Below are 25,607 nucleotides of genomic sequence, written 5' to 3'. Positions count from 1 at the left end.
AAAAGGTGGCGTTTGTGCAAAGGGAAAAGTGCCGGATGTGGCGTAACGCCTGATCCGGCCTACCGATTAATCGTCCAGGAAGCTACGCAGTACTTCAGAACGGCTCGGGTGACGCAGTTTACGCAGCGCCTTTGCTTCGATCTGACGGATACGTTCACGGGTAACGTCGAACTGTTTACCCACTTCTTCCAGCGTGTGGTCGGTGTTCATATCGATACCGAAGCGCATACGCAGAACTTTCGCTTCACGCGCGGTCAGGCCAGCCAGCACGTCGTGCGTTGCCGCACGCAGGCTTTCGGTGGTCGCAGAATCCAGCGGCAGCTCGAGGGTGGTATCCTCGATGAAATCCCCCAGATGCGAATCTTCATCATCACCGATCGGCGTTTCCATGGAGATTGGCTCTTTGGCGATCTTCAGCACTTTGCGGATCTTGTCTTCCGGCATCAGCATACGTTCAGCCAGTTCTTCCGGCGTCGGCTCGCGGCCCATCTCTTGCAGCATCTGGCGAGAAATACGGTTGAGCTTGTTGATAGTCTCAATCATATGCACTGGAATACGGATGGTGCGCGCCTGATCCGCGATAGAACGAGTAATCGCCTGACGGATCCACCAGGTTGCGTAGGTGGAGAACTTGTAACCACGGCGATATTCGAACTTATCTACCGCTTTCATCAGGCCGATGTTACCTTCCTGAATCAGGTCAAGGAACTGCAAGCCACGGTTGGTGTATTTCTTAGCGATAGAAATAACCAGACGTAGGTTCGCTTCAACCATCTCTTTCTTCGCACGGCGGGCTTTCGCTTCACCGATGGACATACGACGGTTGATATCTTTAACCTGCTCGATGGTCAGGCCGGTTTCTTCTTCAATCTGCTGCAGTTTCTGCAGGGCGCGATGCACTTCTTCAGAGACATCGTGCAGTTTTTCCGACCACGGCTTGTTCATCGCAATTGCCGCGTTGAACCAGGTATCGCTGGTTTCGTTGCCGGTAAACAGGGTAATGAAGTTTTTCTTCGGCATTTTGCACTGCTCAACGCAGAGCTTCATGATCAGACGTTCTTGCGTACGAACGCGGTCCATCATGACGCGCATGCTGTTGACCAGGTAGTCAAACTGCTTCGGCACCAGGCGGAACTGTTTGAATACTTCAGACAGTTTCAGGATCTCTTCCTGAGCGGCTGCGTGACTGCGACCTTTCGCTTTGATGGTGTCACGCGTTACAACGTACTGAGCGCGCAGTTCCGCAAATTTTTCGCGAGCCAGTTCCGGGTCGATGCTGTTGTCATCATCGGCGCTATCGTCATCGCCATCTTCTTCGTCTTCATCTTCGTCATCGTCCAGATCTTCCTGGGAAAGCTCAGAACCGACGTGAGTGGCGGTAGGTGCCAGATCTTCTTCTGCGTTCGGGTCAACAAAGCCGGTGATCAGATCGGACAGACGCGCTTCTTCTGCTTCAACACGATCGTACTGTTCCAGCAGATAGGTGATCGCTTCCGGATATTCAGCAACGGAGCATTGAACCTGGTTGATCCCGTCTTCAATACGCTTAGCGATGTCAATTTCGCCTTCGCGGGTCAACAGTTCAACGGTGCCCATTTCACGCATGTACATGCGTACCGGGTCAGTCGTGCGCCCGATTTCAGATTCCACGCTGGAAAGCACCTGCGCGGCGGCTTCGGCAGCATCTTCGTCCGCGGTGTTTTCAGCCAGCATCAGATCATCGGCATCCGGTGCCTCTTCCATCACCTGAATGCCCATGTCGTTGATCATTTGGATGATGTCTTCGATCTGATCTGAATCGACGATATCTTCCGGCAGATGGTCATTGACCTCGGCATAGGTCAGATAGCCTTGCTCCTTACCACGGGTGACAAGAAGTTTCAGCTGTGACTGCGGGTTTTGCTCCATAAGACGGTATCCACACTTATTTCATGAGGTTGGTGTTGGGCGATTGACCCGCTGTCCTTCAGCCGTTAACGCTGAAATCCAACGGTTATTTACCGCCAACGATAATTACGAGGGCGTACTTATATATTTGCCGCTGCCTCTCAGTGCGGCTGTCGGGGGCTTCCCGATCGCTCTTCGGCACTTAAGCCGTTAAATTACTTTTTCGCCAGCTCCTGGTTTAATGTCCAGAGCTCCAGGCGTTCTTCGTTGCTTAAACCATGCGTGCGCTCACGAGCGATTAACTCTTCCTGGCGCAGTTCAAGCAGCGAATCAAACATATGGTTGAGTGAGTCGGTGAAGGTTTGCTCAGCAATATTCCTATCTGCTATATCGTCCCACATCGACAGTTTTTCAAGGGTGGCAGCATTATTTGTACCACGATAGTGCTCTAAAAGTTGCCCGGTGGTCAGACCCGGCTGAGAGAGACAAGTGTTGACCAGTTCTCTGAATAAGCCAAGTCCAGGGAGCTTATTTTCATCCAGATTCTCAAGCGGCGGGACCAATGTCGCTAATTCTGGATTTTGCACCAGCAACCCTATAAGTATACGCATGGTCGTGCGTTTTAGCTGTGGAACAGGGCGAGAAACGCTGCTCTCCGCCGCTTTTGGCATTAATCGTTCAAGCTGGCTGTCATCAAGTATGCCTAATTTGTTGCCTAATTCCTGACGAAGATATATTCGCAGCGTTTCGCCCGGCACCTGCGATATCAATGGCAGTGCCAGCGTACTCAAACGTGCGCGCCCGTCAGGGGTACTCAGATCAACTTGCGGCATCAGACTGTTAAACAGAAAAGCGGAGAGCGGCATCGCCTGCTCCATCCGCGCTTCAAACGCTTCTTTACCTTCTTTGCGCACCAGCGTGTCAGGGTCTTCGCCATCAGGCAAAAACATAAAACGTAGCTGCCGTCCGTCTGTCATGTAAGGCAACGCCGTTTCCAACGCTCGCCAGGCAGCATCGCGACCGGCACGGTCGCCGTCATAACAGCAAATGACATTGTTGGTCGCGCGGAACAACAACTGAATGTGATCGGCAGTGGTTGACGTGCCTAACGACGCGACAGCGTAATTAATGCCGTATTGCGCCAACGCCACCACGTCCATATAGCCTTCGACCACAAGCAGACGATTGGGTTCAGCGTTATCCTGCTGCGCCTCATAAAGACCGTATAGCTGGCGGCCTTTATGGAAAATATCGGTTTCCGGCGAGTTCAGGTATTTGGGGGTATCGTTGCCCAACACGCGCCCGCCAAAACCAATCACCCGACCGCGTTTATCGCGAATGGGGAACATCACCCGCTCGCGGAAACGATCGTAACTGCGACCCTGATCGTTGGTGACCAACATGCCCGCATCAATCAATGACTGACGATTTTCTGGATTACCGCCAAACCGTTTCAGGACGTTGTCCCAGCCGGGGGGCGCAAAACCAATCGCAAAGCGGGCGATAACCTCGTGGCTTAATCCGCGTTTTTCCAGATACTGGCGCGCAGACGTGGCAACAGGTTGCTGTAAAGATTGTTGGTAAAACGTATTCAGACCGTCCATCAACTGATAAAGCGTTTGCCGTTGATGGCGCTCGATCTGACTGGGGCCGCTGCCTGCTTCAAATGGCACTTCAAGATTGTGCATTGCCGCCAGCTCTTCGACCGTTTCGACGAACTCGAGCTTGTCGTAGTTCATCAGGAAGTCGATCGCGTTGCCGTGCGCGCCACATCCAAAGCAGTGGTAAAACTGTTTCTCACCGTTAACGGTGAATGACGGGGTTTTCTCGTTGTGGAATGGACAACACGCGTGAAAATTCTTGCCCTGCTTTTTCAGCTTTACACGGGCATCGATCAGATCGACGATGTCAGTGCGTGCCAGCAGATCATTAATGAATACGCGTGGGATTCGTCCAGCCATAGGCCCCGATTTTTAGCAATTCATAAACGAAAATAAGCCGCGCATTCCTTTCGGAAGCACGGCCTTACAACTACAACTCGGTCTGATCGGAGAGCAACGCTCTCGGGGAATTAGTACAGACGAGTGCGGCGTGCGTTTTCGCGAGCCAGTTTCTTCGCGTGACGTTTCACTGCAGAAGCTTTAGCGCGCTTACGTTCGGTAGTCGGTTTTTCATAGAACTCACGACGACGAACTTCCGCCAGAACACCTGCTTTTTCGCAGGAACGCTTGAAGCGACGCAGAGCTACGTCGAACGGCTCGTTTTCACGTACTTTAATTACCGGCATGTGCCTCTCACCTTTGATTAATTCGGTTTGCCGCTGGCATCAACGCCAGCTTATTTCAAAATGGTGCGGAATTTTACTGCAATTGCTGCTGCTTTGTAAAGCACCGCGGCCTTTTTTGAAAGGGACTTTTATAAGGGTGAGGAGTATACACGAGGCTTTCTCCAGGGGCGAACAAAGTTTTACATCAACCCGCATTGGTCCTACACTGCGCGGTAATAAAGCGAGGTAAAACAAGTCATGCGTGTACTGGGTATTGAAACTTCCTGCGATGAAACCGGCATCGCCATTTACGACGATGAAAAAGGTTTGTTAGCCAACCAATTGTATAGTCAGGTGAAATTGCACGCTGACTACGGCGGCGTCGTGCCTGAACTGGCCTCCCGCGATCACGTGCGTAAAACCGTACCGTTGATCCAGGAGGCGCTGAAAGAGTCCGGTTTAACGGCAAAAGACATTGACGCCGTGGCCTATACTGCAGGCCCTGGATTAGTCGGTGCGCTGTTGGTTGGCGCAACGGTCGGGCGTTCGCTGGCGTTTGCCTGGGGCGTTCCGGCGATCCCGGTACACCATATGGAAGGGCATCTGTTAGCGCCGATGCTTGAAGATAATCCGCCAGAATTCCCGTTTGTCGCGTTGCTGGTTTCCGGCGGTCATACGCAGTTAATCAGCGTGACTGGCATTGGTCAGTACGAGCTGCTCGGAGAGTCTATCGATGATGCCGCCGGGGAAGCGTTTGATAAAACCGCGAAGCTGCTGGGGCTGGATTATCCTGGCGGGCCATTACTGTCGAAAATGGCGGCTCAGGGTACTGCCGGGCGCTTTGTCTTCCCGCGTCCGATGACCGACCGTCCGGGGCTGGATTTCAGCTTTTCTGGTCTGAAAACCTTTGCGGCGAACACGATTCGTGACAACGGCACCGACGACCAGACGCGTGCTGATATCGCCCGCGCCTTTGAAGATGCGGTGGTCGATACGTTGATGATTAAGTGTAAGCGAGCGCTGGATCAGACGGGCTTTAAGCGACTGGTAATGGCAGGCGGCGTGAGTGCTAACCGCACGTTACGGGCGAAGCTGGCTGAAATGATGAAAAAACGCCGTGGCGAAGTGTTCTACGCGCGTCCGGAATTTTGTACTGATAACGGCGCGATGATCGCCTATGCCGGAATGGTGCGGTTTAAAGCAGGCGCGACGGCGGATCTCGGCGTTAGCGTGCGTCCGCGCTGGCCGCTGGCAGAGTTACCGGCCGCGTAAAACTATTAGGTGCCGGAGAGTCACTTCCGGCACCGTCCTCACTTAAAGCAACACCACGGGCATCCACAGTAAGCCGGTAATCACCAGCAACACGAGGAATATCAGCCCAAAAATTGCACCCAGTCGCCAGTAATCCACCGTTGGCAGATAACCACTACCGTAGTAAATCGGACTGGGTCCGGTGGCGTATGGTGTAAGAATGCTCCCCAGACCAATGGCCGCGCCAACCATCAGGCAGAACACGGGAAGCGGGATTTCCGGCATCGCCAGCGCGGCGGCAATCATCATCGGCGCGAGAGCGGAGGTATACGCCGTGGCGCTGGCAAAGAAGTAGCGTAGCAGATAAAACACCACAATCAACGCCACCATCACCATCGTTGGCGAATAACCGCTTAAGCTGCCTGCTAACAGTTTGCCAAACCAGCTAATAAAACCGGTGTTGTTGAGTCCGGTAGCGAGGGTGATAAGCGAGGCCAGCCAGAAGAAAACGTTCCACGCCGCTTTATTACTGACAATATCGTCCCAGCAGATAATGCGCAGAAGCAGCATCAGTGCCACCACGCTGTAACCGACCATCGCGGCATCGATATAATCACCGCCGAAAATCCACAGCACCAGTGCGCCTACCATCAGCCCCAGCATCCGTTTTTCACGAGAACAGAGCGGGCCCATTGCCTGCAGTTCCGTCTCTGCCCAGCGCGGCACCTGATCGCCAGACTTCAGTACCGGCGGGTACAGCACGTAAGCCAGCCAGGGAACCAGCAGAACCAGTAAAATGCTGAGCGGCAACATCCCGAGGAACCAGTCGCCCCAGCTCAGCGTGGCGTGAGATGCGCTTTTCATCAGGCCAATTAACAGCAAATTTGGAGCCATCGCCGTCAGGAAAATGGCGCTGGTCACGCAGTCGGCAATAATCCCCATCCACATGATGTACGAGCCAATGCTGCGCGAACTGCTGTCGTTTGGTTGTGATTGATAGAGTGGTGGCAGGTTACGGATGATGGGATAGATAATCCCCGCACCGCGCGCCGAGTTGGACGGTGTTACAGGTGCCAGGATCAGCTCGGAGAACATTACCGCATAGCCGAGAAACAGCGTACGATGCCCCATCTTTTTCACCAGAATCAGCGCGATACGTCGCCCCAGCCCGGTTTTTTCATAGCCTGTGCCAAACATAAAGGCGGCGAAAATCAGCCAGATAACCGAATTAGAAAAACCAGAAACCGCCCAGGAGAGGGATTTGGCGGTGAACTTAAAACCTGGCTGGGCGAGCTGCTCCGGGCTAAACAGCAGCCACGGCGAGAGAATGGCGATAATGGAGATACCCACCATCGCCACCACGGCACCCGGCACGGGTTCGAGGATCAGTCCAACGATCACGCCAGTAAAAACGGCAAAGTAGAGCCAGGTATGACTCTCCAGCCCTGCGGGAACCGGAATTAGAGCAATAATGGCGATGACCGCCAGCGGCGCAAGGTATCGCCACCATTCAGTGGAAGGTTTCATCGTGTTATGCCTGCGAAAAAGGAGAGGGGGGTGAGCCTCTCCGGGAGGGTTATTTGATGTAGTGGACGTGCTCGCAAATCTCTTCCACGATGGGATCGCGGCGTTCGGCGAACAGCTTTTTGTTTTCGGCTATCAGGTTGTTGCCGTGGGTATCAATAGAGACAATCAGCGGACCGAACTCTTTGACCCGGCAGACCCACAGCGACTCCGGCATCCCGAGTTCTGTCCAGTGCACCTCTTCAATCTCTTCCACCTGGGTTGCCGCCAGTACTGCGCAGCCTGCCGGGAAAATCACATGCAGCGCCTTGAATTTCTGGCAGCCTTCTTCGGTCAGCGGCCCCATTCCGCCTTTGCCGACCACCAGTTTCACGCCGGTCTGTTCGATAAATTCACGTTCAAAACTTTCCATACGCATACTGGTTGTCGGGCCGACGGATACCATCTCCCATTTGTCGCCGTTTTTGCGCACGATGGGGCCAGCGTGGAAAATCGCTTTGCCGTTGAGATCGTAAGGGATCGGACGTTTGAGTTCGATCAAGCGACGGTGACAAACGTCACGGCAGGTTACCAGCGTACCGGTCAGGTAGATCACATCGCCGACGCGAATATCTTGCAGATCTTCAGCTTTGATCGGGGTTGTCAGGATCTTTTTCATAACGCGCTCCGGGTGTGAGACAGATTTTCAAAGGTGAGATCGGCATGAACCAGCAGTGTGCCGCGACGATGCGCCCAGCAGCCGGTAGAAACAGCAACGCCGATGGTTGACGGATGGCGGGCGGCAGATTCGATATGTACGCCCATCACTGAACTGTTGCCAGTCAGCCCCTGTGGACCAATCCCCAGACGGTTGAGTCCTTCTTCCAGGCGTAGTTCCAGCTCTGCCGCTTTTGGATTGGGATGGCGGCTGCCAATTGGGCGCAAAATGGCTTTACGTGAGAGCACAGCGGCGGTTTCCACCGAGGTGGCGATGCCCACGCCTACCAGTACCGGTGGACAGGCGTTTACGGCGAGGGTGGAGATATTTTCGAAGACGAATTTCACTACGCCTTCGTAGCCTTCCGACGGCATTAACACTTTCGAACGACCAGGCAACGTGCAGCCGCCGCCTGCCATGTAAACTTCGATTTCCGCATCGTCACCGTCGGGGACGATATCCCAGGTGACCCACGGTACGCCGCTGCCGGTATTTTTGCCGGTGTTCACTTCGTCAAAAATTTCTACCGCATTGTGACGCAGTGGCGCTTTGACGGTTGCCTCTTCCACGGCTTGCTTAAGAATGCTTTGCAGCTCGCCAAGCAGTGGGAAACGGGAACCGACCTTAACAAAAAACATGATTTCGCCGGTGTCCTGACAGGCAGGACGATTCAGGTCGATTGCTTTTTGCATGTTGTCGAACATCGTGTGGTAGATGATTTTCCCCATCGACGACGTTTCGGCATCCTTTAGCTGTTTTAGTTTGTCCACCACGTCATCGGGCATTCGGGTAGAAATCATGGCGGTAAAGTTAGCGACAATCTCCGTCAACTTATTCACTGCCTGTTGCTTATTACTTTCGCTCATCATGGCAACTCCAGTTTATGTATTTGTCTGGAAAAATTCACCGCCACAAACTACCACTAAAAATGTGGTTTTATATTTTTTGCCGCCGTGAATATGTAATTCACAGTTCGTGAATCAACGCGAAAATAAGAATGAATATTGCGCCAGAGCAGGGAATGGCAATGTTTTGCGAAATACACTGCGCTTATCACAACTGCGGATAATTAACGATGCTGAATAGCTGGCCTTTAGCCAAAGATTTGCAGGTACTGGTAGAAATCGTCCACAGCGGGAGTTTTAGCGCCGCAGCGGCGACGCTTGGGCAGACGCCTGCATTTGTCACCAAGCGGATCCAAATCCTTGAAAATACGCTGGCAACAACGCTGCTGAACCGCTCCGCTCGCGGCGTGGCGCTGACTGAAAGTGGCCAACGTTGTTACGAGCATGCGCTGGAAATCCTCACCCAATATCAGAGACTGGTCGATGACGTCACGCAAATCAAAACGCGCCCGGAGGGGATGATTCGTATTGGCTGTAGTTTTGGTTTTGGGCGCAGCCATATTGCGCCAGCTATTACCGAACTGATGCGCAATTATCCTGAGTTACAGGTGCATTTTGAATTGTTCGATCGGCAAATTGATTTAGTGCAGGATAATATTGATCTGGATATTCGTATTAATGACGAAATTCCTGATTATTATATTGCGCATCTTTTGACAAAAAATAAACGAATATTATGTGCAGCACCTGAGTATCTGCAAAAATATCCGCAGCCACAATCCTTGCAGGAATTAAGTCGTCATGACTGTCTGGTGACCAAAGAGCGCGATATGACCCACGGAATATGGGAGTTGGGGAACGGTCAGGAGAAAAAATCGGTGAAGGTAAGCGGGCACCTTTCCTCCAATAGCGGCGAGATTGTGCTGCAATGGGCGCTGGAAGGAAAAGGAATTATGCTGCGTTCTGAGTGGGATGTTTTACCGTTTCTGGAGAGTGGCAAACTGGTGCGAGTATTGCCGGAGTATGCACAAAGCGCCAATATCTGGGCTGTTTACCGGGAGCCGCTCTATCGCAGCATGAAATTACGTGTCTGCGTGGAATTTCTGGCAGCATGGTGCCAGCAGCGGCTGGGCAAGCCCGACGAAGGCTATCAGGTTATGTAGACTCGCGAAAAATCACTCAGGATCCTTTTCGCGCTTTCTTTTGAATTTCGTCCAGATTTTTGTCTCCTGACGACGCCACAGACGCTGGATGTTGTCATGATGGCGCAGCAGGATCAGGCATGAGAGCATCGAAACCGGGAAGGTGAATTGTGGCTTAAACCACCAGACGTAAAATGGAGCAATCAGTGCGCTGACAATCGCTCCCAGCGACGAGTATCCGCTCAATAGCACGGTCAGTAACCAGGTTCCCGCCATTACTCCGGTGAGATCCCAGCCAATTGGTGCGATGGCACCAAAAGCGGTAGCAACGCCTTTTCCTCCTTTAAAACCGAAGAAAACGGGCCAGATGTGTCCAAGGCAGGCGGCGATGGCAATTAAGCCTAGCCAGAAGGGGCTGACACCTAATTCATACGCGCCCCAGACGGGCAACATTCCTTTCAGAACGTCGAAAATCAGTACTGCTACGGCTGCTCCCTTGCCACCGATACGTAACACATTGGTTGCGCCAGGATTACCGGAGCCGCTGGTTCGCGGATCGGGCAGCCCACACAAGCGGCAAACCAGAATGGCACTGGAAATGGAGCCGCAGAGGTACGCGATGAGGATCATTCCAGGCGCGATTGCACTCATAAGCTGTTCCGTTTTGAAAATTCGTGTTCAACGATGAATCTGTGGATAATACGCACATTTCGCCGGAAGTGGTATCCGGTTAGCCAAAAAGCAGGCAGGACGTGATGGATATTGTATTTATAGAGCAACTTTCGGTAATCACCACTATTGGTGTTTACGACTGGGAACAGACCATCGAACAGAAGTTAGTGTTCGATATCGAAATGGCGTGGGATAACCGTAAAGCGGCGAAAAGTGATGATGTGGCGGATTGCCTCAGTTACGCTGACATTGCAGAAACGGTAGTCAGCCACGTCGAGGGCGCGCGTTTTGCGCTGGTGGAACGTGTGGCGGAAGAGGTGGCGGAGCTGCTGTTAGCACGCTTCAACTCGCCGTGGGTGCGTATCAAACTCAGCAAGCCAGGCGCAGTGGCGCGGGCGGCGAATGTTGGCGTCATCATTGAGCGTGGCAATAATCTGAAAGAAAATAATTAATTTTACAGCTGTTAAACCAAACGGTTATAACCTGGTCATACTGCAATAGTTTGGACAAGCGTTACATTTTTATAATTTAGGGGTTTATTGATGAGCGATATGCACTCGCTGCTGATAGCGGCAATATTGGGTGTGGTCGAAGGATTGACAGAATTTCTGCCGGTATCCAGCACGGGCCATATGATTATTGTCGGTCACTTGTTGGGATTTGAGGGCGACACGGCGAAAACCTTTGAAGTCGTGATCCAGTTAGGATCAATTCTGGCGGTAGTAGTGATGTTCTGGCGACGTCTGTTTGGCCTTATTGGTATTCACTTTGGTCGTCCGCTGCAACACGAAGGAGAAAGCAAAGGCCGTTTAACGCTGATCCACATTCTGCTTGGCATGATCCCAGCGGTAGTACTGGGGCTGTTGTTCCACGACACGATTAAGTCGTTGTTTAATCCAATAAATGTGATGTATGCGCTGGTCGTTGGCGGTCTGTTGCTGATTGCCGCCGAATGCCTGAAACCAAAAGAACCGCGTGCGCCGGGTCTCGATGATATGACCTATCGTCAGGCGTTTATGATTGGCTGCTTCCAGTGTCTGGCGCTGTGGCCAGGTTTCTCCCGTTCCGGGGCGACCATTTCAGGTGGGATGCTGATGGGCGTGAGCCGTTATGCGGCTTCTGAGTTCTCGTTCCTGCTGGCGGTGCCGATGATGATGGGCGCAACGGCGCTCGATCTCTACAAAAGCTGGGGCTTCCTGACAACTGGCGATATCCCGATGTTTGCCGTTGGGTTTATCACTGCCTTCGTAGTGGCGCTGATAGCGATTAAAACCTTCCTGCAATTGATTAAGCGCATTTCGTTTATCCCTTTCGCCATTTATCGCTTTATTGTGGCGGCTGCGGTGTATGTCGTGTTCTTTTGATTGAGGAATAGTGTCGGATATGACGCTTGTGCGTCTTATCCGACCTGGCCGGTGTTTGCAATAAATTGAAATTCAAGTGCTTAATCAGGCTTTGGACAACGTTGTTCCTTCCAGCTGGCTACCGCCGCAATCCGCCGTCGGGTCAGCTCTTCGCGAATCTCCACACCTTTAAATCCCGCTTCAACGACGGCTTTTGTCGGCACTGACTGTGCCACTTCCCAGGCTTCGCGCAACCAGCGGCCTTGCGGGTAGTCCGCTGATTCAAAACCGGTTCTGCCGCGCACATCAGCCTCGCTGGTCAGCGCCAGTTGCTCGACACGCTGCGGTTTACGCCAGGCGTCGATGGAATCAAATAGTTTGACGATGGTTTTTGGGTTCAGCATTGGGAAGGTGTGGATGAGATCGTGAAACTCAGCCACCAGTCTGGCTAAATCGCGAATTTCATTTGGCACGCGCAGACGCTGGCATAGTTGTTCCACTAACTTCACACCCACCGGGCCATGACCATGATGACGCGGCCAAAGTTCTGGCGGCGTCAGTCCTTTACCGAGATCGTGGCATAGCGTTGCGAAACGGACATCGACCTGCGGACTTAGCATCGCCGCCATTGAGAGCGTCATTAAGGTGTGAATACCGGTGTCGATTTCCGGATGCCACTTGGCAGGGGCCGGAACGCCAAACAGGGCGTCAATTTCCGGGAATAAAACGCGCAGTGCGCCGCAATCGCGCAGTACCTGGAAGAACACCTGGGGATTGCGGGTAGTGAGGGCGCTTTCCGTCTCTTTCCACACCCGTTCAGGCGTCAGGTGTTCCAGTTCACCCGCGTGGGTCATCTCGCGCATCAGCGCCAGAGTTTCATCGGCAATACGAAAACCGAGGTGGGCATAACGCGCAGCAAAACGCGCCACGCGCAGTACGCGTAACGGATCTTCGCCAAAAGCGGGGGAAACATGGCGCAACAGACGATTTTGCAGATCGCCCAGACCGTTGTACGGGTCGATAATCTCGCCGTTATCGTCCTGGGCCAGCGCATTAATGGTCAGATCGCGCCGCTTAAGATCATCTTCCAGCGTGACATCCGGTGCGGCATAGCAGGTAAAACCGGTGTAACCGGAACCGGATTTCCGTTCGGTACGTGCCAGCGCATACTCTTCATGCGTTTGCGGATGCAGAAAAACAGGAAAATCGCGGCCTACCTGCTGGTAGCCCGCGTCGAGCATCTCCTGTGGCGTACTACCGACTACCACCCAATCTCTGTCTTTGACCGGTAGCCCTAACAATGCATCCCGAACAGCACCACCGACCAGATAAATCTTCACGCCATCATCCCTTCGTCAAATACACAATTCCTAATAATAAGACAGTGCAACGAAGAAGGCGATTTAGTTCATCCAGCGATCTTTACGTTTGCGCGTTGGGATCAGGTGCGGCAGTACCAGACCGAGCAGCAAGCCAAGCCCCAGCACGCCGCCACCATACATAAACCACTGCATGATGATGGTGCGCTGTTTGTCATCCAGCTGCACGCTGGCGGCATCGACCTTTTTCTGCGCGACAATCAGCTCGTTTTTCAGTTTCTGATTTTCTTCTTTTAACCCGTTGATCACGCTGTCGCTCTGCGCCACTTTTTGCTGCATTTCTGCGGTGCGCTGATTCCAGGTGTTATCGATATTGGTGAGCTTATCGGTCAGGGTTTTGACCTGATTTTCCAGATCTGGCACACGGGAGCGCAGGCTTGGCTCTGTGCTAAGTTGTTTCAACGGGATCCAGGCAGTACGGCCAGAGCTGTCTTTCACCTGGGCATAATTGGTGTTGGCGTCAGTTTGTAATAAGGTCACTTCCTCGCCGGCGTTAACCGTGCCCACGAGGCGATAATGGTCTCCCGGACCGCTACGGACCCAGGTATTCAGTTCGTCAGAAACATAGCGCGTTTCTTCAGCGTGTGAGACGGCAGTGGCGCTAAGCGCGAGTAAAGTTAATCCGATCAGGCGTAATTTTGGCATCAGGCTGTCGTTATTGTCATGGAAAGTGGAACGATAGTAGTGGCATCAGTGTCGCTACGCAAAGCATTCGACATCAATCGGAATCCTCTGTGTCAGGTCTTGCCACTGCTTCAAACTTTTACGCCCGTCAAATTGCCCGTTGCATGGCAATTTGGCGCAAAATACTATCTACTGACAAAAAAGATCGCATTAAGTTCGCCGTTCATCGTCACTTATGTGACATAACCGATAAGTAAAGGCCTTGACATCCTCCCCCACCTTCGCGCAAAGCGACTCAGGAGGGGGATTCCCTTGTCAGGGTAGCAATACGTTGCCGCATTGCCCGGTTCCTCGCTCGACGGCTTACGCCGCCTTACGGGCGCGTCCTTTACGGACTGACGGCAATATTTGTCCTGCCGCCATGACTTCAAAACCTGCTGTTAATATATTGCGAGCGCCGTTTACATCGGCGTTTGCCGTATAGCCGCACGCGGTACAGATAAAGCTCGCCTGCGTCCTGCGGTTATTTTTCGATGTATGCCCACAACATGCGCATTTCTGACTGGTGTACGCCGGATTAATCGCCAGCACATCACCGCCGCGCCATGCCTGCTTATATTCGAGCTGGCGGCGCATTTCTGCCCAGCCCTGATCCAGTATCGCCCGGTTAAGACCTGATTTTGCCGCGACGTTGCGCCCCGGCTGGTCTACCGTACCCGCTGCTGATTTTGACATGTTCGAAACCTTTAAATCCTCAATGACTATCATCGCGTGGTTTTTGCTGATCGTCGTCGTGGTTTTATGAAGGTAATCGCGGCGGATGTTTGCGATATGAGAGTGGAAACGGGAAATCTTCGCTTTCTGCTTTTTCCAGTTGGCGGAGAATTTAACCATCCGGGCCAGACGGCGCTGTAAGCGAGCCAGCTTATCCTGATTTTTTTTAAAGCTGTTTACCGGTTCAAAGACCGTGCCGTCTGAAAGTGTTGCCAGCTTTGTTATACCTGCATCCAGGCCTATTGCGCTGGTCGATGCGTGAATCGGATCGGTAACAGCTAATTCGACCTGAAAAGACACATACCAGTGTCCGGCATGCTGGCTGATGGTGCAATTTTTAATGACGCCTTCAATCTTCCGGGACTGACGAAATTTAACCCAGCCCAGTCCTGACGGGAGTTTCACACGGCCATAATCCAGCCCACAATATTTGCTGAAATTGACGAACCGGATAGAGTCGCAGCCTTTGGTTTTCTTTTTGAAAACGGGCTTTTCAGCCGTCAGGGATTTATCAAAACAGCGATCCCATGCGCTCCGCAGGTCTTTCAGTTTCTGCTGGAGGTTGTCAGTGTAACCCTCAGCAAGAAAGGCCAGCTCAGGGAGTTTTTTCCAGCCCGTAAGTCGTTTATTCAGGTCGAAAGCTGACGGAATTTTTCCGCCCGCGTCATGAATGCTCAGTGTTTCATTCAGTGCATAGTTCCAGACAAAGCGAGCGCAACCGCACAACTGACGCAACCTTTGCGCCTGCTGGTCAGTGGGGTAGAGCCTGTATTTATATGCTTTCTGGATTAACATTTTGCATTCAGTATGTGGTTATTTAGAATGTACAATATATCCACATTTTTTTGGGAGGATCAATACGTGTGCGAAATCAATCGTTCACGCTATTCAGCTTACCTGTTGCATGTTCACGTTGTTTTTATGACAAAATACCGCCGTCCAGTTTTTGGTGAATTGCATCATGCAAACATGCGTCAGTATGTAGCGGAGGTATGCGCGGACTTTGGCGCCGAGTTAAAGGAATGTGACGGCGAGGCAGATCATGTTCACATGCTGATTGAATACCCACCGTTGGTGCAACTCACAAAGCTGGTAAACAGCCTTAAGTCCGTTACCAGTAGGCGGCTGCGGAATGATTTTATTGATTTGCGCGCCGCGTATTCAAAGCCCGTACTCTGGTCACGCTCTTATTTCATCGGTTCATGTGGTGGAGCACCGCTGGAAGTTGTGAAAAAGTATATTCAGAATCAGCGTGGCTGATAAACTGCGGGCTTAACAGCCCAAATTCCCCTCCCGCCTACGTTGGGGGGGAGTACCCAGTGGAGGAAGGATGGCTCAGGAAATCGAATTAAAGTTTATTGTTAATCACAGTGCCGTTGAGGCGTTGCGTGACCATCTCAATACGCTGGGCGGCGAGCACCATGACCCCGTGCAGTTGCTGAATATTTACTACGAAACGCTGGATAACTGGCTGCGTGGGCACGACATGGGCTTACGTATCCGTGGCGAAAACGGTCGCTATGAGATGACCATGAAAGTTGCAGGAAGAGTGACAGGCGGCTTACACCAGCGCCCGGAATATAACGTGGCTTTGAGCGAACCGACGCTCGACCTGGCGCAGTTACCGACGGAAGTCTGGCCGAACGGCGAATTGCCTGCCGATCTCGCTTCCCGCGTACAACCGCTGTTCAGCACCGATTTTTATCGCGAAAAGTGGCTGGTAGAGGTCGATGGTAGCCAAATTGAAATCGCTCTCGACCAGGGGGAAGTGAAAGCGGGGGAATTTGCTGAGCCTATCTGCGAGCTTGAACTGGAACTGCTTAGCGGCGACACGCGCGCCGTGCTGAAACTGGCGAACCAACTGGTATCGCAAACCGGATTACGTCAGGGCAGCCTGAGCAAAGCCGCGCGCGGCTATCATCTGGCGCAGGGCAATCCCGCGCGTGAAATCAAACCGACCACCATTTTGCATGTTGCGGCAAAAGCCGATGTGGAACAGGGGCTGGAAGCGGCGCTCGAGCTGGCGTTAGCGCAATGGCAGTATCATGAAGAACTGTGGGTCCGCGGCAACGATGCGGCGAAAGAGCAAGTGCTGGCTGCCATTGGCCTGGTCCGTCATACGCTGATGCTGTTCGGTGGCATTGTGCCGCGTAAAGCGAGCACTCACTTACGTGACCTGCTGACTCAATGCGAAGCGACCATCGCATCTGCGGTGTCTGCCGTAACGGCGGTCTACTCTACCGAAACGGCGATGGCGAAGCTGGCGTTGACCGAATGGCTGGTAAGCAAAGCCTGGCAGCCGTTTTTAGATGCCAAAGCGCAGGGCAAAATCAGCGATTCTTTCAAACGCTTTGCCGATATCCATCTTTCCCGCCATGCCGCTGAACTGAAAAGCGTTTTCTGCCAGCCATTAGGCGATCGCTACCGTGACCAATTGCCGCGCCTGACGCGTGACATTGACTCAATATTGTTGCTGGCGGGTTACTACGATCCTCTCGTCGCGCAAGCCTGGCTGGAGAACTGGCAGGGACTGCGTCATGCCATTGCGACCGGGCAACGCATTGAAATTGAACATTTCCGTAATGAGGCAAACAATCAGGAACCGTTCTGGTTGCACAGCGGAAAACGTTAATCAGGCAAGGATAAAATCGCTTATGAAGCCGCTCTCTTCACCGTTACAGCAGTACTGGCAGACCGTTGTTGAGCGGCTGCCAGCGCCTTTAGCCGAGGAATCACTTAGCGCACAGGCGAAGTCAGTACTTACCTTCAGTGATTTTGTGCAGGACAGCGTAATTGCGCATCCAGAGTGGCTGACGGAACTGGAAAGCCAGCCGCCGCAGGCCGACGAATGGCAGCATTACGCTGCATGGTTGCAGAAGGCGCTCAGTGATGTAAGCGACGAAGCAGGGTTAATGCGTGAGCTGCGTCTGTTCCGGCGGCGCATTATGGTGCGCATTGCCTGGGCGCAAACGCTGGCACTGGTTACTGAAGAGAGCATATTGCAGCAGCTCAGCCATCTGGCGGAGACATTGATTGTCGCCGCGCGTGACTGGCTGTATGAGGCCTGCTGCCGCGAGTGGGGTACGCCCTGCAATGCGCAGGGTGAAGCGCAACCGCTGCTGATTTTAGGCATGGGTAAACTGGGCGGCGGGGAGCTGAATTTTTCCTCAGATATCGATCTGATTTTTGTCTGGCCGGAACATGGTTGCACGCAGGGCGGACGCAGGGAACTGGATAACGCTCAGTTCTTTACCCGCATGGGTCAGCGGCTGATTAAAGTGCTGGATCAACCAACGCAGGATGGTTTTGTTTATCGCGTGGATATGCGACTGCGTCCGTTTGGCGAAAGTGGCCCGCTGGTGCTGAGCTTTGCGGCACTGGAAGACTATTACCAGGAGCAGGGGCGCGACTGGGAGCGTTACGCGATGGTCAAGGCGCGGATTATGGGGGATAGCGAAGGCGTCTATGCTAACGAGTTGCGTGCGATGCTGCGCCCGTTTGTTTTCCGCCGTTACATCGATTTCAGCGTCATCCAGTCGCTGCGCAACATGAAAGGGATGATTGCCCGTGAAGTACGTCGTCGTGGTTTGACCGATAACATCAAACTTGGCGCGGGTGGCATTCGCGAAATTGAATTTATCGTCCAGGTATTCCAGCTCATTCGCGGCGGGCGCGAACCGTCGCTGCAATCGCGCTCTTTACTGCCAACGCTCAGCGCCATTGCCGCGCTGCATCTGCTTTCTGAAAACGATGCCGAACAATTGCGAGTGGCGTATCTCTTCCTGCGGCGTCTGGAAAACCTGCTGCAAAGCATTAACGACGAACAAACTCAGACGCTTCCTTCGGATGAGCTTAACCGTGCGCGGCTGGCATGGGCAATGGATTTCGCGGACTGGCCGCAACTAACCGGGGCGCTGACCGGACATATGACCAATGTGCGCCGGGTGTTTAACGAATTGATTGGCGATGACGAAAGCGAAACACAGGAAGAGTCGCTATCGGAACAGTGGCGTGAGTTGTGGCAGGATGCGTTGCAGGAAGATGACACTACGCCAGTACTGGCGCATCTTAGCGAAGATGATCGCAAACAGGTGCTAACACTGATTGCCGATTTCCGCAAAGAGCTGGATAAGCGCACAATCGGGCCGCGAGGACGTCAGGTGCTCGACCATCTGATGCCGCATCTGCTAAGTGATGTCTGTGCGCGTGAAGACGCTGCTGTCACGCTGTCGCGCATTACGGCTTTGCTGGTGGGGATTGTTACCCGCACTACCTATCTTGAGCTGCTTAGTGAATTCCCCGCAGCGCTTAAGCATTTGATTTCGCTGTGCGCCGCATCGCCGATGATTGCCAGCCAACTGGCGCGTTATCCATTATTGCTGGACGAACTGCTCGATCCGAACACTCTTTACCAGCCGACGGCGACGGATGCCTACCGTGATGAACTGCGCCAGTATTTGCTGCGCGTGCCGGAAGATGACGAAGAACAACAGCTTGAGGCGCTGCGTCAGTTCAAACAGGCGCAACTGTTACGTATTGCGGCAGCGGATATCGCCGGTACGCTACCGGTAATGAAAGTGAGCGATCACTTAACCTGGCTGGCGGAAGCTATGATAGATGCCGTCGTTCAGCAGGCGTGGGTTCAAATGGTTGCCCGCTACGGTAAACCGAATCACCTGAACGAACGCGAAGGGCGTGGTTTTGCGGTGGTCGGCTACGGCAAGCTGGGCGGCTGGGAGTTAGGCTACAGTTCCGATCTTGACCTGATCTTCCTCCATGATTGCCCAATGGATGCGATGACTGACGGCGAGCGGGAAATCGACGGGCGACAGTTTTATCTGCGTCTGGCGCAACGCATTATGCACCTGTTCAGCACGCGAACTTCTTCCGGTATTTTGTACGAAGTGGATGCACGGCTGCGTCCGTCCGGGGCGGCGGGAATGCTGGTTACCTCTGCAGAAGCGTTTGCCGATTATCAGAAAAACGAGGCCTGGACGTGGGAGCATCAGGCGCTGGTGCGTGCGCGTGTAGTGTACGGCGATCCGCAGCTCACCGCGCACTTTGACGCGGTGCGTCGCGAGATTATGACGCTGCCGCGTGAAGGTAAAACTCTGCAAACGGAAGTGCGGGAAATGCGCGAGAAAATGCGCGCGCATCTCGGCAATAAACATCGCGATCGCTTTGATATCAAAGCCGATGAAGGCGGAATTACCGATATCGAATTTATTACCCAATATCTGGTGTTGCGCTACGCTCATGAAAAACCGAAGTTAACGCGCTGGTCAGACAACGTGCGTATTCTGGAGCTGCTGGCGCAAAACGACATTATGGAAGAGCAGGAAGCGATGGCGCTGACCCGTGCTTACACGACGCTGCGCGATGAACTTCATCATCTGGCATTACAGGAATTGCCGGGTCATGTGCCGGAAGATTGCTTTACCGCAGAGCGTGAACTGGTGCGGGCAAGCTGGCAGAAGTGGCTGGTGGAAGAATGAAGTATGGTATTATCGCGCGCAAATTTTGAATCTCTCAGGAGACAGGAATGAAAGTAACGCTGCCAGAGTTTGAACGTGCAGGAGTGATGGTGGTTGGTGATGTGATGCTGGATCGTTACTGGTACGGTCCCACCAGCCGTATCTCGCCGGAAGCGCCGGTGCCCGTGGTTAAAGTGAATACCATCGAAGAACGTCCGGGCGGCGCGGCTAACGTGGCGATGAATATCGCTTCTCTCGGTGCTAATGCACGCCTGGTCGGGTTGACGGGCATTGACGATGCGGCGCGCGCGCTGAGTAAATCTCTGGCCGACGTCAACGTCAAATGCGACTTCGTTTCTGTACCGACGCATCCGACCATCACCAAATTACGGGTACTTTCCCGCAACCAACAGCTGATCCGTCTGGATTTTGAAGAAGGTTTCGAAGGGGTTGATCCGCAGCCGCTGCACGAGCGGATTAATCAGGCGCTGAGTTCGATTGGCGCGCTGGTGCTCTCTGACTACGCGAAAGGTGCGCTGGCAAGCGTGCAGCAGATGATCCAACTGGCGCGTAAAGCGGGCGTTCCGGTGCTGATTGATCCAAAAGGCACCGATTTTGAGCGCTACCGCGGCGCTACGCTGTTAACGCCGAATCTCTCGGAATTTGAAGCTGTTGTCGGTAAATGTAAGACCGAAGAAGAGATTGTTGAGCGCGGCATGAAACTGATTGCCGATTACGAACTCTCGGCTCTGTTGGTGACCCGTTCCGAACAAGGGATGTCGCTGCTGCAACCGGGTAAAGAGCCGCTGCATATGCCAACCCAGGCGCAAGAAGTGTATGACGTCACCGGTGCGGGCGATACGGTGATTGGTGTGCTGGCAGCAACGCTGGCGGCGGGTAATTCGCTGGAAGAAGCCTGCTTCTTTGCCAACGCGGCGGCCGGTGTGGTGGTTGGCAAACTGGGAACATCCACGGTTTCGCCGATCGAGCTGGAAAATGCAGTACGTGGACGTGCAGATACCGGCTTTGGTGTGATGACCGAAGAGGAACTGAAGCTTGCTGTAGCGGCGGCGCGTAAACGCGGTGAAAAAGTGGTGATGACCAATGGCGTCTTCGACATCCTGCACGCCGGGCACGTCTCCTATCTGGCAAATGCCCGCAAACTGGGTGACCGCCTGATTGTCGCTGTGAACAGCGATGCCTCCACCAAACGGCTGAAAGGGGATTCCCGCCCCGTTAACCCTCTCGAACAGCGTATGATTGTGCTGGGGGCACTGGAAGCGGTCGACTGGGTGGTGTCGTTTGAAGAAGACACGCCGCAGCGCTTGATCGCCGGGATCTTGCCAGACCTGCTGGTGAAAGGCGGCGACTATAAACCAGAAGAGATTGCCGGGAGTAAAGAAGTCTGGGCCAACGGTGGCGAAGTGTTGGTGCTCAACTTTGAAGACGGTTGCTCAACGACCAACATCATCAAGAAGATCCAACAGGATAAAAAAGGCTAACCGGAAAGCGGTTCACAGATCTCGCTTCGAACCAGGCAGGCCTATTGACGCTGTTGTTTTTTCAACCTAAAGTAAAGGAACAAGGGTAAGGGAGGATTTCTCCCCCCTCTGAATTGGTTGTTAATAAGCCTGGAAACTTACTAGTAACAACACAATCAGTATGATGACGAACTTCATCATAACCCTTTCCTTCTATAAGGCCCCTTCTTCGGGAGGGGCTTTCCCGTTTCAGCCCCTTGCTGACTCCCCGATTGTTGATGAGCGCCAGACCCCGCGCAATGCTTTCCCAGAGGCAGTTTTGCCTTCCCCGAGCAGTCACGCAAAACGCTGCAACAGCCTGATCATTTGCAGTTTTTTGTGGAACACAGATATAAAAAATCCCCGGTTTTTTGGGCCAGGGATATGTGTTAATGAAACCTTCTTGACGCTGATTTTTTTTCAACCTAAAGTAAAGGAACAAGGGTAAGGGAGGATTTCTCCCCCCTCTGAATGGCCGTTAATAAGCGTGGAAACTTATCAGTAACAGCACAATCAGTATGATGACGAACTTCATCATAACCCTTTCCTTATGTAAGGCCCCTTCCTCGGGAGGGGCTTTCCCGTTTCAGCCCCTTGCTGACTCCCCGATTGTTGATGAGCGCCAGACCCCGCGCAATGCTTTCTCTTATGCAGTTTTCTCTTCCCCGAGTTGGCTCGCAAAACGCTGTAACAACCTGATCATTTGTACTTTTTAGCGGAACGCAGATATAAAAAATCCCCGGCTTTTTGGGCCAGGGATGTTCATAGTTGAAAATTTATTCTATGTTTTCTGCGACGGGAGTTGTTGAGGTTAAGGGTGAAGTCAATGCCGCCAGTGAGCCGCCTGAAACGCCAATTTCATTGAGCAAGGAGTCAATCAGCGGTGCCTGTGTGCGGTAAGAAAGGGCGGCAGACAATGCCTGTTCTGCCAGGTTTCCGCCACTAACGCTGCCTGATGCCGCATCCCCCGCAGCACCACCTCGGTTTAATCCATCGACCTGAATAATCTTGATGCCGTCAATGGACTTCATCGGCTCAACGGATTTCTCTATTACTGCAGGTAACGACTGTAATAGCGCCAGTTTGAATTTAAGGCTGGTTTGCTCGTCAGAAAGTACGTTGATAGCGTCGTTCAGCGCACGTTGCGCTTCTGCTTCCGCCAGGCCTTTTTTGCGTGTTGCTTCGGCTAACTCAACGATCGCCGCCGCCTGCATCTCTGCGGCTTCTTTCTCTGCGGCTTCTTTCTCTGCTTTCGCCCGCACGGTCAGTTCAACCGCTTTGGTTTCTGCATCCTGCGCGGCAGCGATTAGGGCAACTTGTTTAGCACGATCGGCTTCTGCGGTCTGGCGAGTGGTTTCTACGTTTTGCTGGGCGCTTACCGCTTCTGCAAGTGCAAGGTTGGCACGCGCTTCCGCTTGTGACTGCTGTTCCGATTTGGCGGCAATAGCGATCGATTTCGTCTGGTTGGCGATTTCGGTGACCTGCTGCTGTTCGATCTCTTTAATGCGAACTTCACGTTCAGCTTCAACTTTTCTGGAACGGACGACCTGTTCGCGGTCGATTTCCGTTTCCTGAATCTGTCGTTCAGCCAGAATTCGCGTCTGCTCTGCTTCCCGACGACGCTCGGCCTCAAAAGCCGCAATTTTCGCATTCTGCTCAGCGGTACGGGTTTTAACCTGCTGCTCCTGCTCAAGCGTCATAAACGCTTCTTGCTGTTCAATCTCCAGCTTCCGCGAAAGCGCATCACGGTTTTTCTCACGCACCGCAACTTCTACATCCTGTTCAACTTCGTTACGTTCGCGACGACGGCGCTCCGTCTCCTGCGTCAGCTTGGTTAAACCTTCGGCGTCAAAGGCGTTGTTAGGATTGAAATGTTCCTTCGACGTCTGGTTAAAGTTGGTAAGTGAAACGCTTTCCAGTTCCAGGCCGTTTTTCGACAGATCTTCAGCAACGGTATTTTGTACGCCCTGCACGAAGTTCTCGCGGGTATCCTGTAACTCATGCATGGTCATTTGTGCAGCTGTTGCACGGAGGGCATCGACAAATTTATCTTCAACCAACATACGTAAGTCTTCAGGCGACAGGGTGCGTTGCCCCAGCGTCTGGGCGGCGGTGGCAATACCTTCCACTGACGGTTTTACCCGCACAAAGAAAGCGACAACGACATCGACGCGCATACGATCTTTCGTAATCAGGCTATCAATGGTTGAGCGGCTGACTTCCAGCTTCAGAGTATTCATATTGATGGGGATTATTTCATGAAAGATCGGCATCACGATTGCGCCACCGCTCATTACCACTTTTTGCCCACCTAAACCAGTACGAACAAAAGCTTGCTCTGCCGAAGCGCGACGATAGAGCCTGGCGAAAATAATTCCAATAATAAACAGAATGCATACGGCAATAATTGCGGTAAACATCCAGGAGGGCACAGAATTAACAATATCATCCATTATTAAATTTCCTTTTGATTAATAAATTACAGTATTTGGGGCCAGGGTTTTTTTTTCGCCAAATATCGCGTTGCAGAAAGTCGGCAAATAATTAATACTTTGTCTCCTTTAGTGAAAGTTTTTTCTTCTTCAGGTTCCAGTAGTAAATAATGTATTTGGCCAAATTGATCGGTGAGTTTTCCTTCACAGGGGTTACCTGAAGTGGCCTGATGTCCGGTAATTAATGCCATGCAGCCAATATATTCTTCTTCTGTAATAGCTGAACTATGGTCGCGTGGAATCCAGGGCGCAACTATTTTACCGGTATAATGCACCGCAATAATCGTTAGCAGTAAACTGACAGGAACCACAAACAGATTTGTGAGTGGTGATTGCCAGACCATGATGCAGACCTGCTGTAGCAGGATGCCAATAAGGCCAAAAAAACCAGCATGTAAGCAGAGAACGACGAGAGCTGGCAATCTTCCAAAATTGAGATAATGAAGTGCCTGGCTAATATGACCTGTGGTTATGGAATCATAATGGTCAAGATGTGCATCAAGAGCACCGGAAAGCATGTGACCGCAGATAAGTGCAAAAATTTCTAAAAGGCCGATCAAAAGTACAAAAGAAATAGCGAAAAGATAAGGGGTGTTATAGTCAGCGAATAAAATCATATGTCACTCCAATGTCCATTTAGTGACGCAATATTTATTTTGCGATAATTTCCTTGCTTACATTTATCTTTGTTAATAATAACACATGTTAGCGATGTTCTGAAAGAGAAAGTCTTTTAATGTTGTTTTTTTATTTTTCACTAAAAAGTGTGATCGGGAACAATATATTTACGCACGTTATGTTTAAAGGCACTACACTGATTGGGGAATACTGAAATCAGAAAAAGCATATGGCCTTAAAAGGTATGCGATAACCGGAGGATGTGCTTATGGATCATAGTCTTAATTCTTTAAATAACTTCGATTTCCTGGCGCGTAGTTTTGCCAGAATGCACGCAGAAGGTCGCCCGGTCGATATTCTGGCCGTTACTGGTAACATGGATGAAGAACATAGAACCTGGTTTTGCGCACGTTATGCCTGGTATTGCCAACAGATGATGCAAACCAGAGAACTGGAATTAGAACATTGATATTACGGGCCGTCTGGCCCGTTTTTGTGGTGCTTTATTCTGCTTTATCAACCGGCGGGATAGCTGGAGGAGATTGAAGTTCTGCTACCGGATTATTGCGCGCTTCCAGTTCGCTGATGCGTTGTTCCAGTAACGCCAGTTTTTCACGAGTCCGTAACAGGACTTGCGTCTGAACGTCGAATTCTTCGCGGCTTACCAGATCGAGACGCGTCAACTGCGCTTGTAGGGTTTGGCGGATTTTTTTCTCCACATCTTCCCCGAACTCCCTGATTCCTTTAGGCATTGATTCGTGAACCTGGCGAGCGATTTGCTCAATTTTTTTCGGGTCAATCATTGTAGTTTCCCTGTACTGATAGGTGTTGAGTGCCATTGTAGTGCGATAAGGGTAAGTCATAAACCAGAATTATGTGAAGCTATGCGTTGCTGCCGCTAATCATTAGCGTTATAGTGAATCCGCTTATTCTCAGGGCGGGGCGAAATTCCCCACCGGCGGTAAATCAACTCAGTTGAAAGCCCGCGAGCGCTTTGGGTGCGAACTCAAAGGACAGCAGATCCGGTGTAATTCCGGGGCCGACGGTTAGAGTCCGGATGGGAGAGAGTAACGATTCTGTCGGGCATGGACCCGCTCAC

The 25,607-nt window shown here is 52.3% G+C and carries 24 protein-coding genes and 1 riboswitch; of the genes, 9 read left to right on the top strand and 15 right to left on the bottom strand.

Annotated features, from left to right (window positions below):
* Nucleotides 1-66 precede the first annotated feature (66 nt).
* The 3 genes from rpoD to rpsU all read right to left on the bottom strand — a co-directional run bounded on the left by rpoD (nt 67) and on the right by rpsU (nt 4,174).
* The gene (gene rpoD, locus QUE34_RS18900) at nt 67-1,908 is read right to left on the bottom strand and encodes an RNA polymerase sigma factor RpoD (protein WP_000437371.1); all 1,842 of its coding nucleotides are present in this window, start codon (nt 1,906-1,908) and stop codon (nt 67-69) included.
* A 194-nt stretch (nt 1,909-2,102) separates the two neighbouring features.
* Nucleotides 2,103-3,848 carry a DNA primase gene (dnaG, locus tag QUE34_RS18895; protein ID WP_000918834.1) on the bottom strand — a complete coding sequence of 582 codons (1,746 nt, stop codon included), beginning with the start codon at nt 3,846-3,848 and terminating at the stop codon, nt 2,103-2,105.
* 110 nt (nt 3,849-3,958) lie between these two features.
* The gene (gene rpsU / locus QUE34_RS18890) at nt 3,959-4,174 is read right to left on the bottom strand and encodes a 30S ribosomal protein S21 (protein WP_001144069.1); all 216 of its coding nucleotides are present in this window, start codon (nt 4,172-4,174) and stop codon (nt 3,959-3,961) included.
* Between the two features lie 237 nt (nt 4,175-4,411).
* Between rpsU and tsaD the strand changes: the two genes are divergently transcribed.
* Nucleotides 4,412-5,425, top strand: a complete 1,014-nt coding sequence (tsaD, locus tag QUE34_RS18885; protein WP_032185154.1) for a tRNA (adenosine(37)-N6)-threonylcarbamoyltransferase complex transferase subunit TsaD — start codon at nt 4,412-4,414, stop codon at nt 5,423-5,425.
* A 42-nt stretch (nt 5,426-5,467) separates the two neighbouring features.
* On the opposite strand, the gene ttdT is transcribed toward tsaD, so the two are convergent.
* From ttdT to ttdA, 3 genes are read right to left on the bottom strand one after another with little or no spacing between them, the layout of a single operon-like run.
* On the bottom strand, nt 5,468-6,931 hold the full coding sequence (gene ttdT / locus QUE34_RS18880; RefSeq protein WP_032303802.1) for an L-tartrate/succinate antiporter: 1,464 nt from the start codon (nt 6,929-6,931) through the stop codon (nt 5,468-5,470).
* A 49-nt stretch (nt 6,932-6,980) separates the two neighbouring features.
* A complete protein-coding gene (gene ttdB, locus QUE34_RS18875) occupies nt 6,981-7,586 on the bottom strand; it encodes a L(+)-tartrate dehydratase subunit beta (RefSeq protein ID WP_000722957.1) in 606 nt (201 codons plus the stop codon).
* Nucleotides 7,583-8,494, bottom strand: coding sequence for a L(+)-tartrate dehydratase subunit alpha (gene ttdA / locus QUE34_RS18870; protein WP_000986806.1), 912 nt, complete (start codon nt 8,492-8,494; stop codon nt 7,583-7,585). Before ttdA ends, ttdB begins: the two co-directional genes overlap by 4 nt.
* A gap of 206 nt (nt 8,495-8,700) precedes the next feature.
* Here ttdA and ttdR point away from each other — a divergent pair, with 206 nt between their 5' ends.
* Nucleotides 8,701-9,633, top strand: coding sequence for an L-tartrate utilization transcriptional activator TtdR (gene ttdR / locus QUE34_RS18865; protein ID WP_000935209.1), 933 nt, complete (start codon nt 8,701-8,703; stop codon nt 9,631-9,633).
* A gap of 12 nt (nt 9,634-9,645) precedes the next feature.
* Here the strand turns inward: ttdR and plsY are convergent, their stop codons facing one another.
* Nucleotides 9,646-10,263 carry a glycerol-3-phosphate 1-O-acyltransferase PlsY gene (plsY, locus tag QUE34_RS18860; protein ID WP_001272796.1) on the bottom strand — a complete coding sequence of 206 codons (618 nt, stop codon included), beginning with the start codon at nt 10,261-10,263 and terminating at the stop codon, nt 9,646-9,648.
* A gap of 104 nt (nt 10,264-10,367) precedes the next feature.
* On the opposite strand from plsY, the gene folB reads away from it, so the two are divergent.
* On the top strand, nt 10,368-10,736 hold the full coding sequence (folB, locus tag QUE34_RS18855) for a bifunctional dihydroneopterin aldolase/7,8-dihydroneopterin epimerase (RefSeq protein ID WP_001295541.1): 369 nt from the start codon (nt 10,368-10,370) through the stop codon (nt 10,734-10,736).
* A 90-nt stretch (nt 10,737-10,826) separates the two neighbouring features.
* Nucleotides 10,827-11,648 (top strand): undecaprenyl-diphosphate phosphatase, encoded by an 822-nt coding sequence (bacA, locus tag QUE34_RS18850; RefSeq protein WP_001305111.1) that lies wholly within the window; start codon nt 10,827-10,829, stop codon nt 11,646-11,648.
* Between the two features lie 80 nt (nt 11,649-11,728).
* Here bacA and cca read toward each other — a convergent pair whose 3' ends face one another.
* The 3 genes from cca to QUE34_RS18835 all read right to left on the bottom strand — a co-directional run bounded on the left by cca (nt 11,729) and on the right by QUE34_RS18835 (nt 15,199).
* On the bottom strand, nt 11,729-12,967 hold the full coding sequence (gene cca / locus QUE34_RS18845) for a fused tRNA nucleotidyltransferase/2',3'-cyclic phosphodiesterase/2' nucleotidase/phosphatase Cca (RefSeq protein ID WP_032303801.1): 1,239 nt from the start codon (nt 12,965-12,967) through the stop codon (nt 11,729-11,731).
* Between the two features lie 63 nt (nt 12,968-13,030).
* Nucleotides 13,031-13,651 (bottom strand): TIGR04211 family SH3 domain-containing protein, encoded by a 621-nt coding sequence (locus QUE34_RS18840; protein ID WP_001125332.1) that lies wholly within the window; start codon nt 13,649-13,651, stop codon nt 13,031-13,033.
* 342 nt (nt 13,652-13,993) lie between these two features.
* On the bottom strand, nt 13,994-15,199 hold the full coding sequence (locus QUE34_RS18835; protein WP_032303800.1) for an RNA-guided endonuclease InsQ/TnpB family protein: 1,206 nt from the start codon (nt 15,197-15,199) through the stop codon (nt 13,994-13,996).
* Nucleotides 15,200-15,211: 12 nt separating this feature from the next.
* On the opposite strand from QUE34_RS18835, the gene tnpA reads away from it, so the two are divergent.
* From tnpA to hldE, 4 genes are all read left to right on the top strand, one after another.
* Nucleotides 15,212-15,664: an IS200/IS605-like element ISEc41 family transposase gene (tnpA, locus tag QUE34_RS18830; RefSeq protein ID WP_000266196.1), complete on the top strand. Its 453-nt coding sequence runs from the start codon at nt 15,212-15,214 to the stop codon at nt 15,662-15,664.
* Nucleotides 15,665-15,734: 70 nt separating this feature from the next.
* The gene (ygiF, locus tag QUE34_RS18825; protein WP_032303799.1) at nt 15,735-17,036 is read left to right on the top strand and encodes an inorganic triphosphatase; all 1,302 of its coding nucleotides are present in this window, start codon (nt 15,735-15,737) and stop codon (nt 17,034-17,036) included.
* A gap of 22 nt (nt 17,037-17,058) precedes the next feature.
* Complete coding sequence (gene glnE, locus QUE34_RS18820; protein ID WP_032303798.1) at nt 17,059-19,899, top strand: bifunctional [glutamate--ammonia ligase]-adenylyl-L-tyrosine phosphorylase/[glutamate--ammonia-ligase] adenylyltransferase; 2,841 nt, start codon at nt 17,059-17,061, stop codon at nt 19,897-19,899.
* A 47-nt stretch (nt 19,900-19,946) separates the two neighbouring features.
* Nucleotides 19,947-21,380, top strand: coding sequence for a bifunctional D-glycero-beta-D-manno-heptose-7-phosphate kinase/D-glycero-beta-D-manno-heptose 1-phosphate adenylyltransferase HldE (hldE, locus tag QUE34_RS18815; protein WP_000869186.1), 1,434 nt, complete (start codon nt 19,947-19,949; stop codon nt 21,378-21,380).
* 120 nt (nt 21,381-21,500) lie between these two features.
* On the opposite strand, the gene QUE34_RS18810 is transcribed toward hldE, so the two are convergent.
* The 4 genes from QUE34_RS18810 to QUE34_RS18795 all read right to left on the bottom strand — a co-directional run bounded on the left by QUE34_RS18810 (nt 21,501) and on the right by QUE34_RS18795 (nt 24,507).
* A complete protein-coding gene (locus QUE34_RS18810) occupies nt 21,501-21,560 on the bottom strand; it encodes a type I toxin-antitoxin system Ibs family toxin (RefSeq protein ID WP_072148302.1) in 60 nt (19 codons plus the stop codon).
* 316 nt (nt 21,561-21,876) lie between these two features.
* Complete coding sequence (locus tag QUE34_RS18805; protein ID WP_100733770.1) at nt 21,877-21,936, bottom strand: type I toxin-antitoxin system Ibs family toxin; 60 nt, start codon at nt 21,934-21,936, stop codon at nt 21,877-21,879.
* Between the two features lie 238 nt (nt 21,937-22,174).
* A complete protein-coding gene (locus QUE34_RS18800; protein ID WP_050009870.1) occupies nt 22,175-23,851 on the bottom strand; it encodes a flotillin family protein in 1,677 nt (558 codons plus the stop codon).
* Nucleotides 23,852-23,877: 26 nt separating this feature from the next.
* The gene (locus QUE34_RS18795; protein ID WP_050009871.1) at nt 23,878-24,507 is read right to left on the bottom strand and encodes an OB-fold-containig protein; all 630 of its coding nucleotides are present in this window, start codon (nt 24,505-24,507) and stop codon (nt 23,878-23,880) included.
* A 269-nt stretch (nt 24,508-24,776) separates the two neighbouring features.
* Here QUE34_RS18795 and glgS point away from each other — a divergent pair, with 269 nt between their 5' ends.
* Complete coding sequence (gene glgS / locus QUE34_RS18790) at nt 24,777-24,977, top strand: cell surface composition regulator GlgS (protein WP_001296424.1); 201 nt, start codon at nt 24,777-24,779, stop codon at nt 24,975-24,977.
* A gap of 34 nt (nt 24,978-25,011) precedes the next feature.
* Here the strand turns inward: glgS and ubiK are convergent, their stop codons facing one another.
* The gene (ubiK, locus tag QUE34_RS18785) at nt 25,012-25,311 is read right to left on the bottom strand and encodes a ubiquinone biosynthesis accessory factor UbiK (RefSeq protein WP_000566827.1); all 300 of its coding nucleotides are present in this window, start codon (nt 25,309-25,311) and stop codon (nt 25,012-25,014) included.
* A 121-nt stretch (nt 25,312-25,432) separates the two neighbouring features.
* A riboswitch (FMN riboswitch) is annotated at nt 25,433-25,581 on the top strand.
* Nucleotides 25,582-25,607: the final 26 nt, after the last annotated feature.

The sequence above is a fragment of the Escherichia sp. KS167_9B genome, assembly GCF_030295215.1.
Lineage (GTDB): Bacteria > Pseudomonadota > Gammaproteobacteria > Enterobacterales > Enterobacteriaceae > Escherichia > Escherichia coli_F.
Note: the sequence above shows the minus strand (reverse complement) of the source record. Positions and strands in the feature narration are given on the sequence as shown.

Excerpts from the sequence above, each read along its gene's own strand:
- rpsU (WP_001144069.1), bottom strand. The coding sequence starts at position 4,174 with ATGCCGGTAATTAAAGTACGTGAAAACGAGCCGTTCGACGTAGCTCTG.
- bacA (WP_001305111.1), top strand. The coding sequence starts at position 10,827 with ATGAGCGATATGCACTCGCTGCTGATAGCGGCAATATTGGGTGTGGTC.
- ttdB (WP_000722957.1), bottom strand. The coding sequence starts at position 7,586 with ATGAAAAAGATCCTGACAACCCCGATCAAAGCTGAAGATCTGCAAGAT.
- QUE34_RS18795 (WP_050009871.1), bottom strand. The coding sequence starts at position 24,507 with ATGATTTTATTCGCTGACTATAACACCCCTTATCTTTTCGCTATTTCT.
- dnaG (WP_000918834.1), bottom strand. The coding sequence starts at position 3,848 with ATGGCTGGACGAATCCCACGCGTATTCATTAATGATCTGCTGGCACGC.
- tnpA (WP_000266196.1), top strand. The coding sequence starts at position 15,212 with ATGTGGTTATTTAGAATGTACAATATATCCACATTTTTTTGGGAGGAT.
- QUE34_RS18840 (WP_001125332.1), bottom strand. The coding sequence starts at position 13,651 with ATGCCAAAATTACGCCTGATCGGATTAACTTTACTCGCGCTTAGCGCC.
- tsaD (WP_032185154.1), top strand. The coding sequence starts at position 4,412 with ATGCGTGTACTGGGTATTGAAACTTCCTGCGATGAAACCGGCATCGCC.
- hldE (WP_000869186.1), top strand. The coding sequence starts at position 19,947 with ATGAAAGTAACGCTGCCAGAGTTTGAACGTGCAGGAGTGATGGTGGTT.
- ygiF (WP_032303799.1), top strand. The coding sequence starts at position 15,735 with ATGGCTCAGGAAATCGAATTAAAGTTTATTGTTAATCACAGTGCCGTT.
- ttdR (WP_000935209.1), top strand. The coding sequence starts at position 8,701 with ATGCTGAATAGCTGGCCTTTAGCCAAAGATTTGCAGGTACTGGTAGAA.
- rpoD (WP_000437371.1), bottom strand. The coding sequence starts at position 1,908 with ATGGAGCAAAACCCGCAGTCACAGCTGAAACTTCTTGTCACCCGTGGT.
- glnE (WP_032303798.1), top strand. The coding sequence starts at position 17,059 with ATGAAGCCGCTCTCTTCACCGTTACAGCAGTACTGGCAGACCGTTGTT.
- ttdA (WP_000986806.1), bottom strand. The coding sequence starts at position 8,494 with ATGATGAGCGAAAGTAATAAGCAACAGGCAGTGAATAAGTTGACGGAG.
- QUE34_RS18835 (WP_032303800.1), bottom strand. The coding sequence starts at position 15,199 with ATGTTAATCCAGAAAGCATATAAATACAGGCTCTACCCCACTGACCAG.
- glgS (WP_001296424.1), top strand. The coding sequence starts at position 24,777 with ATGGATCATAGTCTTAATTCTTTAAATAACTTCGATTTCCTGGCGCGT.
- ttdT (WP_032303802.1), bottom strand. The coding sequence starts at position 6,931 with ATGAAACCTTCCACTGAATGGTGGCGATACCTTGCGCCGCTGGCGGTC.
- ubiK (WP_000566827.1), bottom strand. The coding sequence starts at position 25,311 with ATGATTGACCCGAAAAAAATTGAGCAAATCGCTCGCCAGGTTCACGAA.
- QUE34_RS18800 (WP_050009870.1), bottom strand. The coding sequence starts at position 23,851 with ATGGATGATATTGTTAATTCTGTGCCCTCCTGGATGTTTACCGCAATT.
- folB (WP_001295541.1), top strand. The coding sequence starts at position 10,368 with ATGGATATTGTATTTATAGAGCAACTTTCGGTAATCACCACTATTGGT.
- plsY (WP_001272796.1), bottom strand. The coding sequence starts at position 10,263 with ATGAGTGCAATCGCGCCTGGAATGATCCTCATCGCGTACCTCTGCGGC.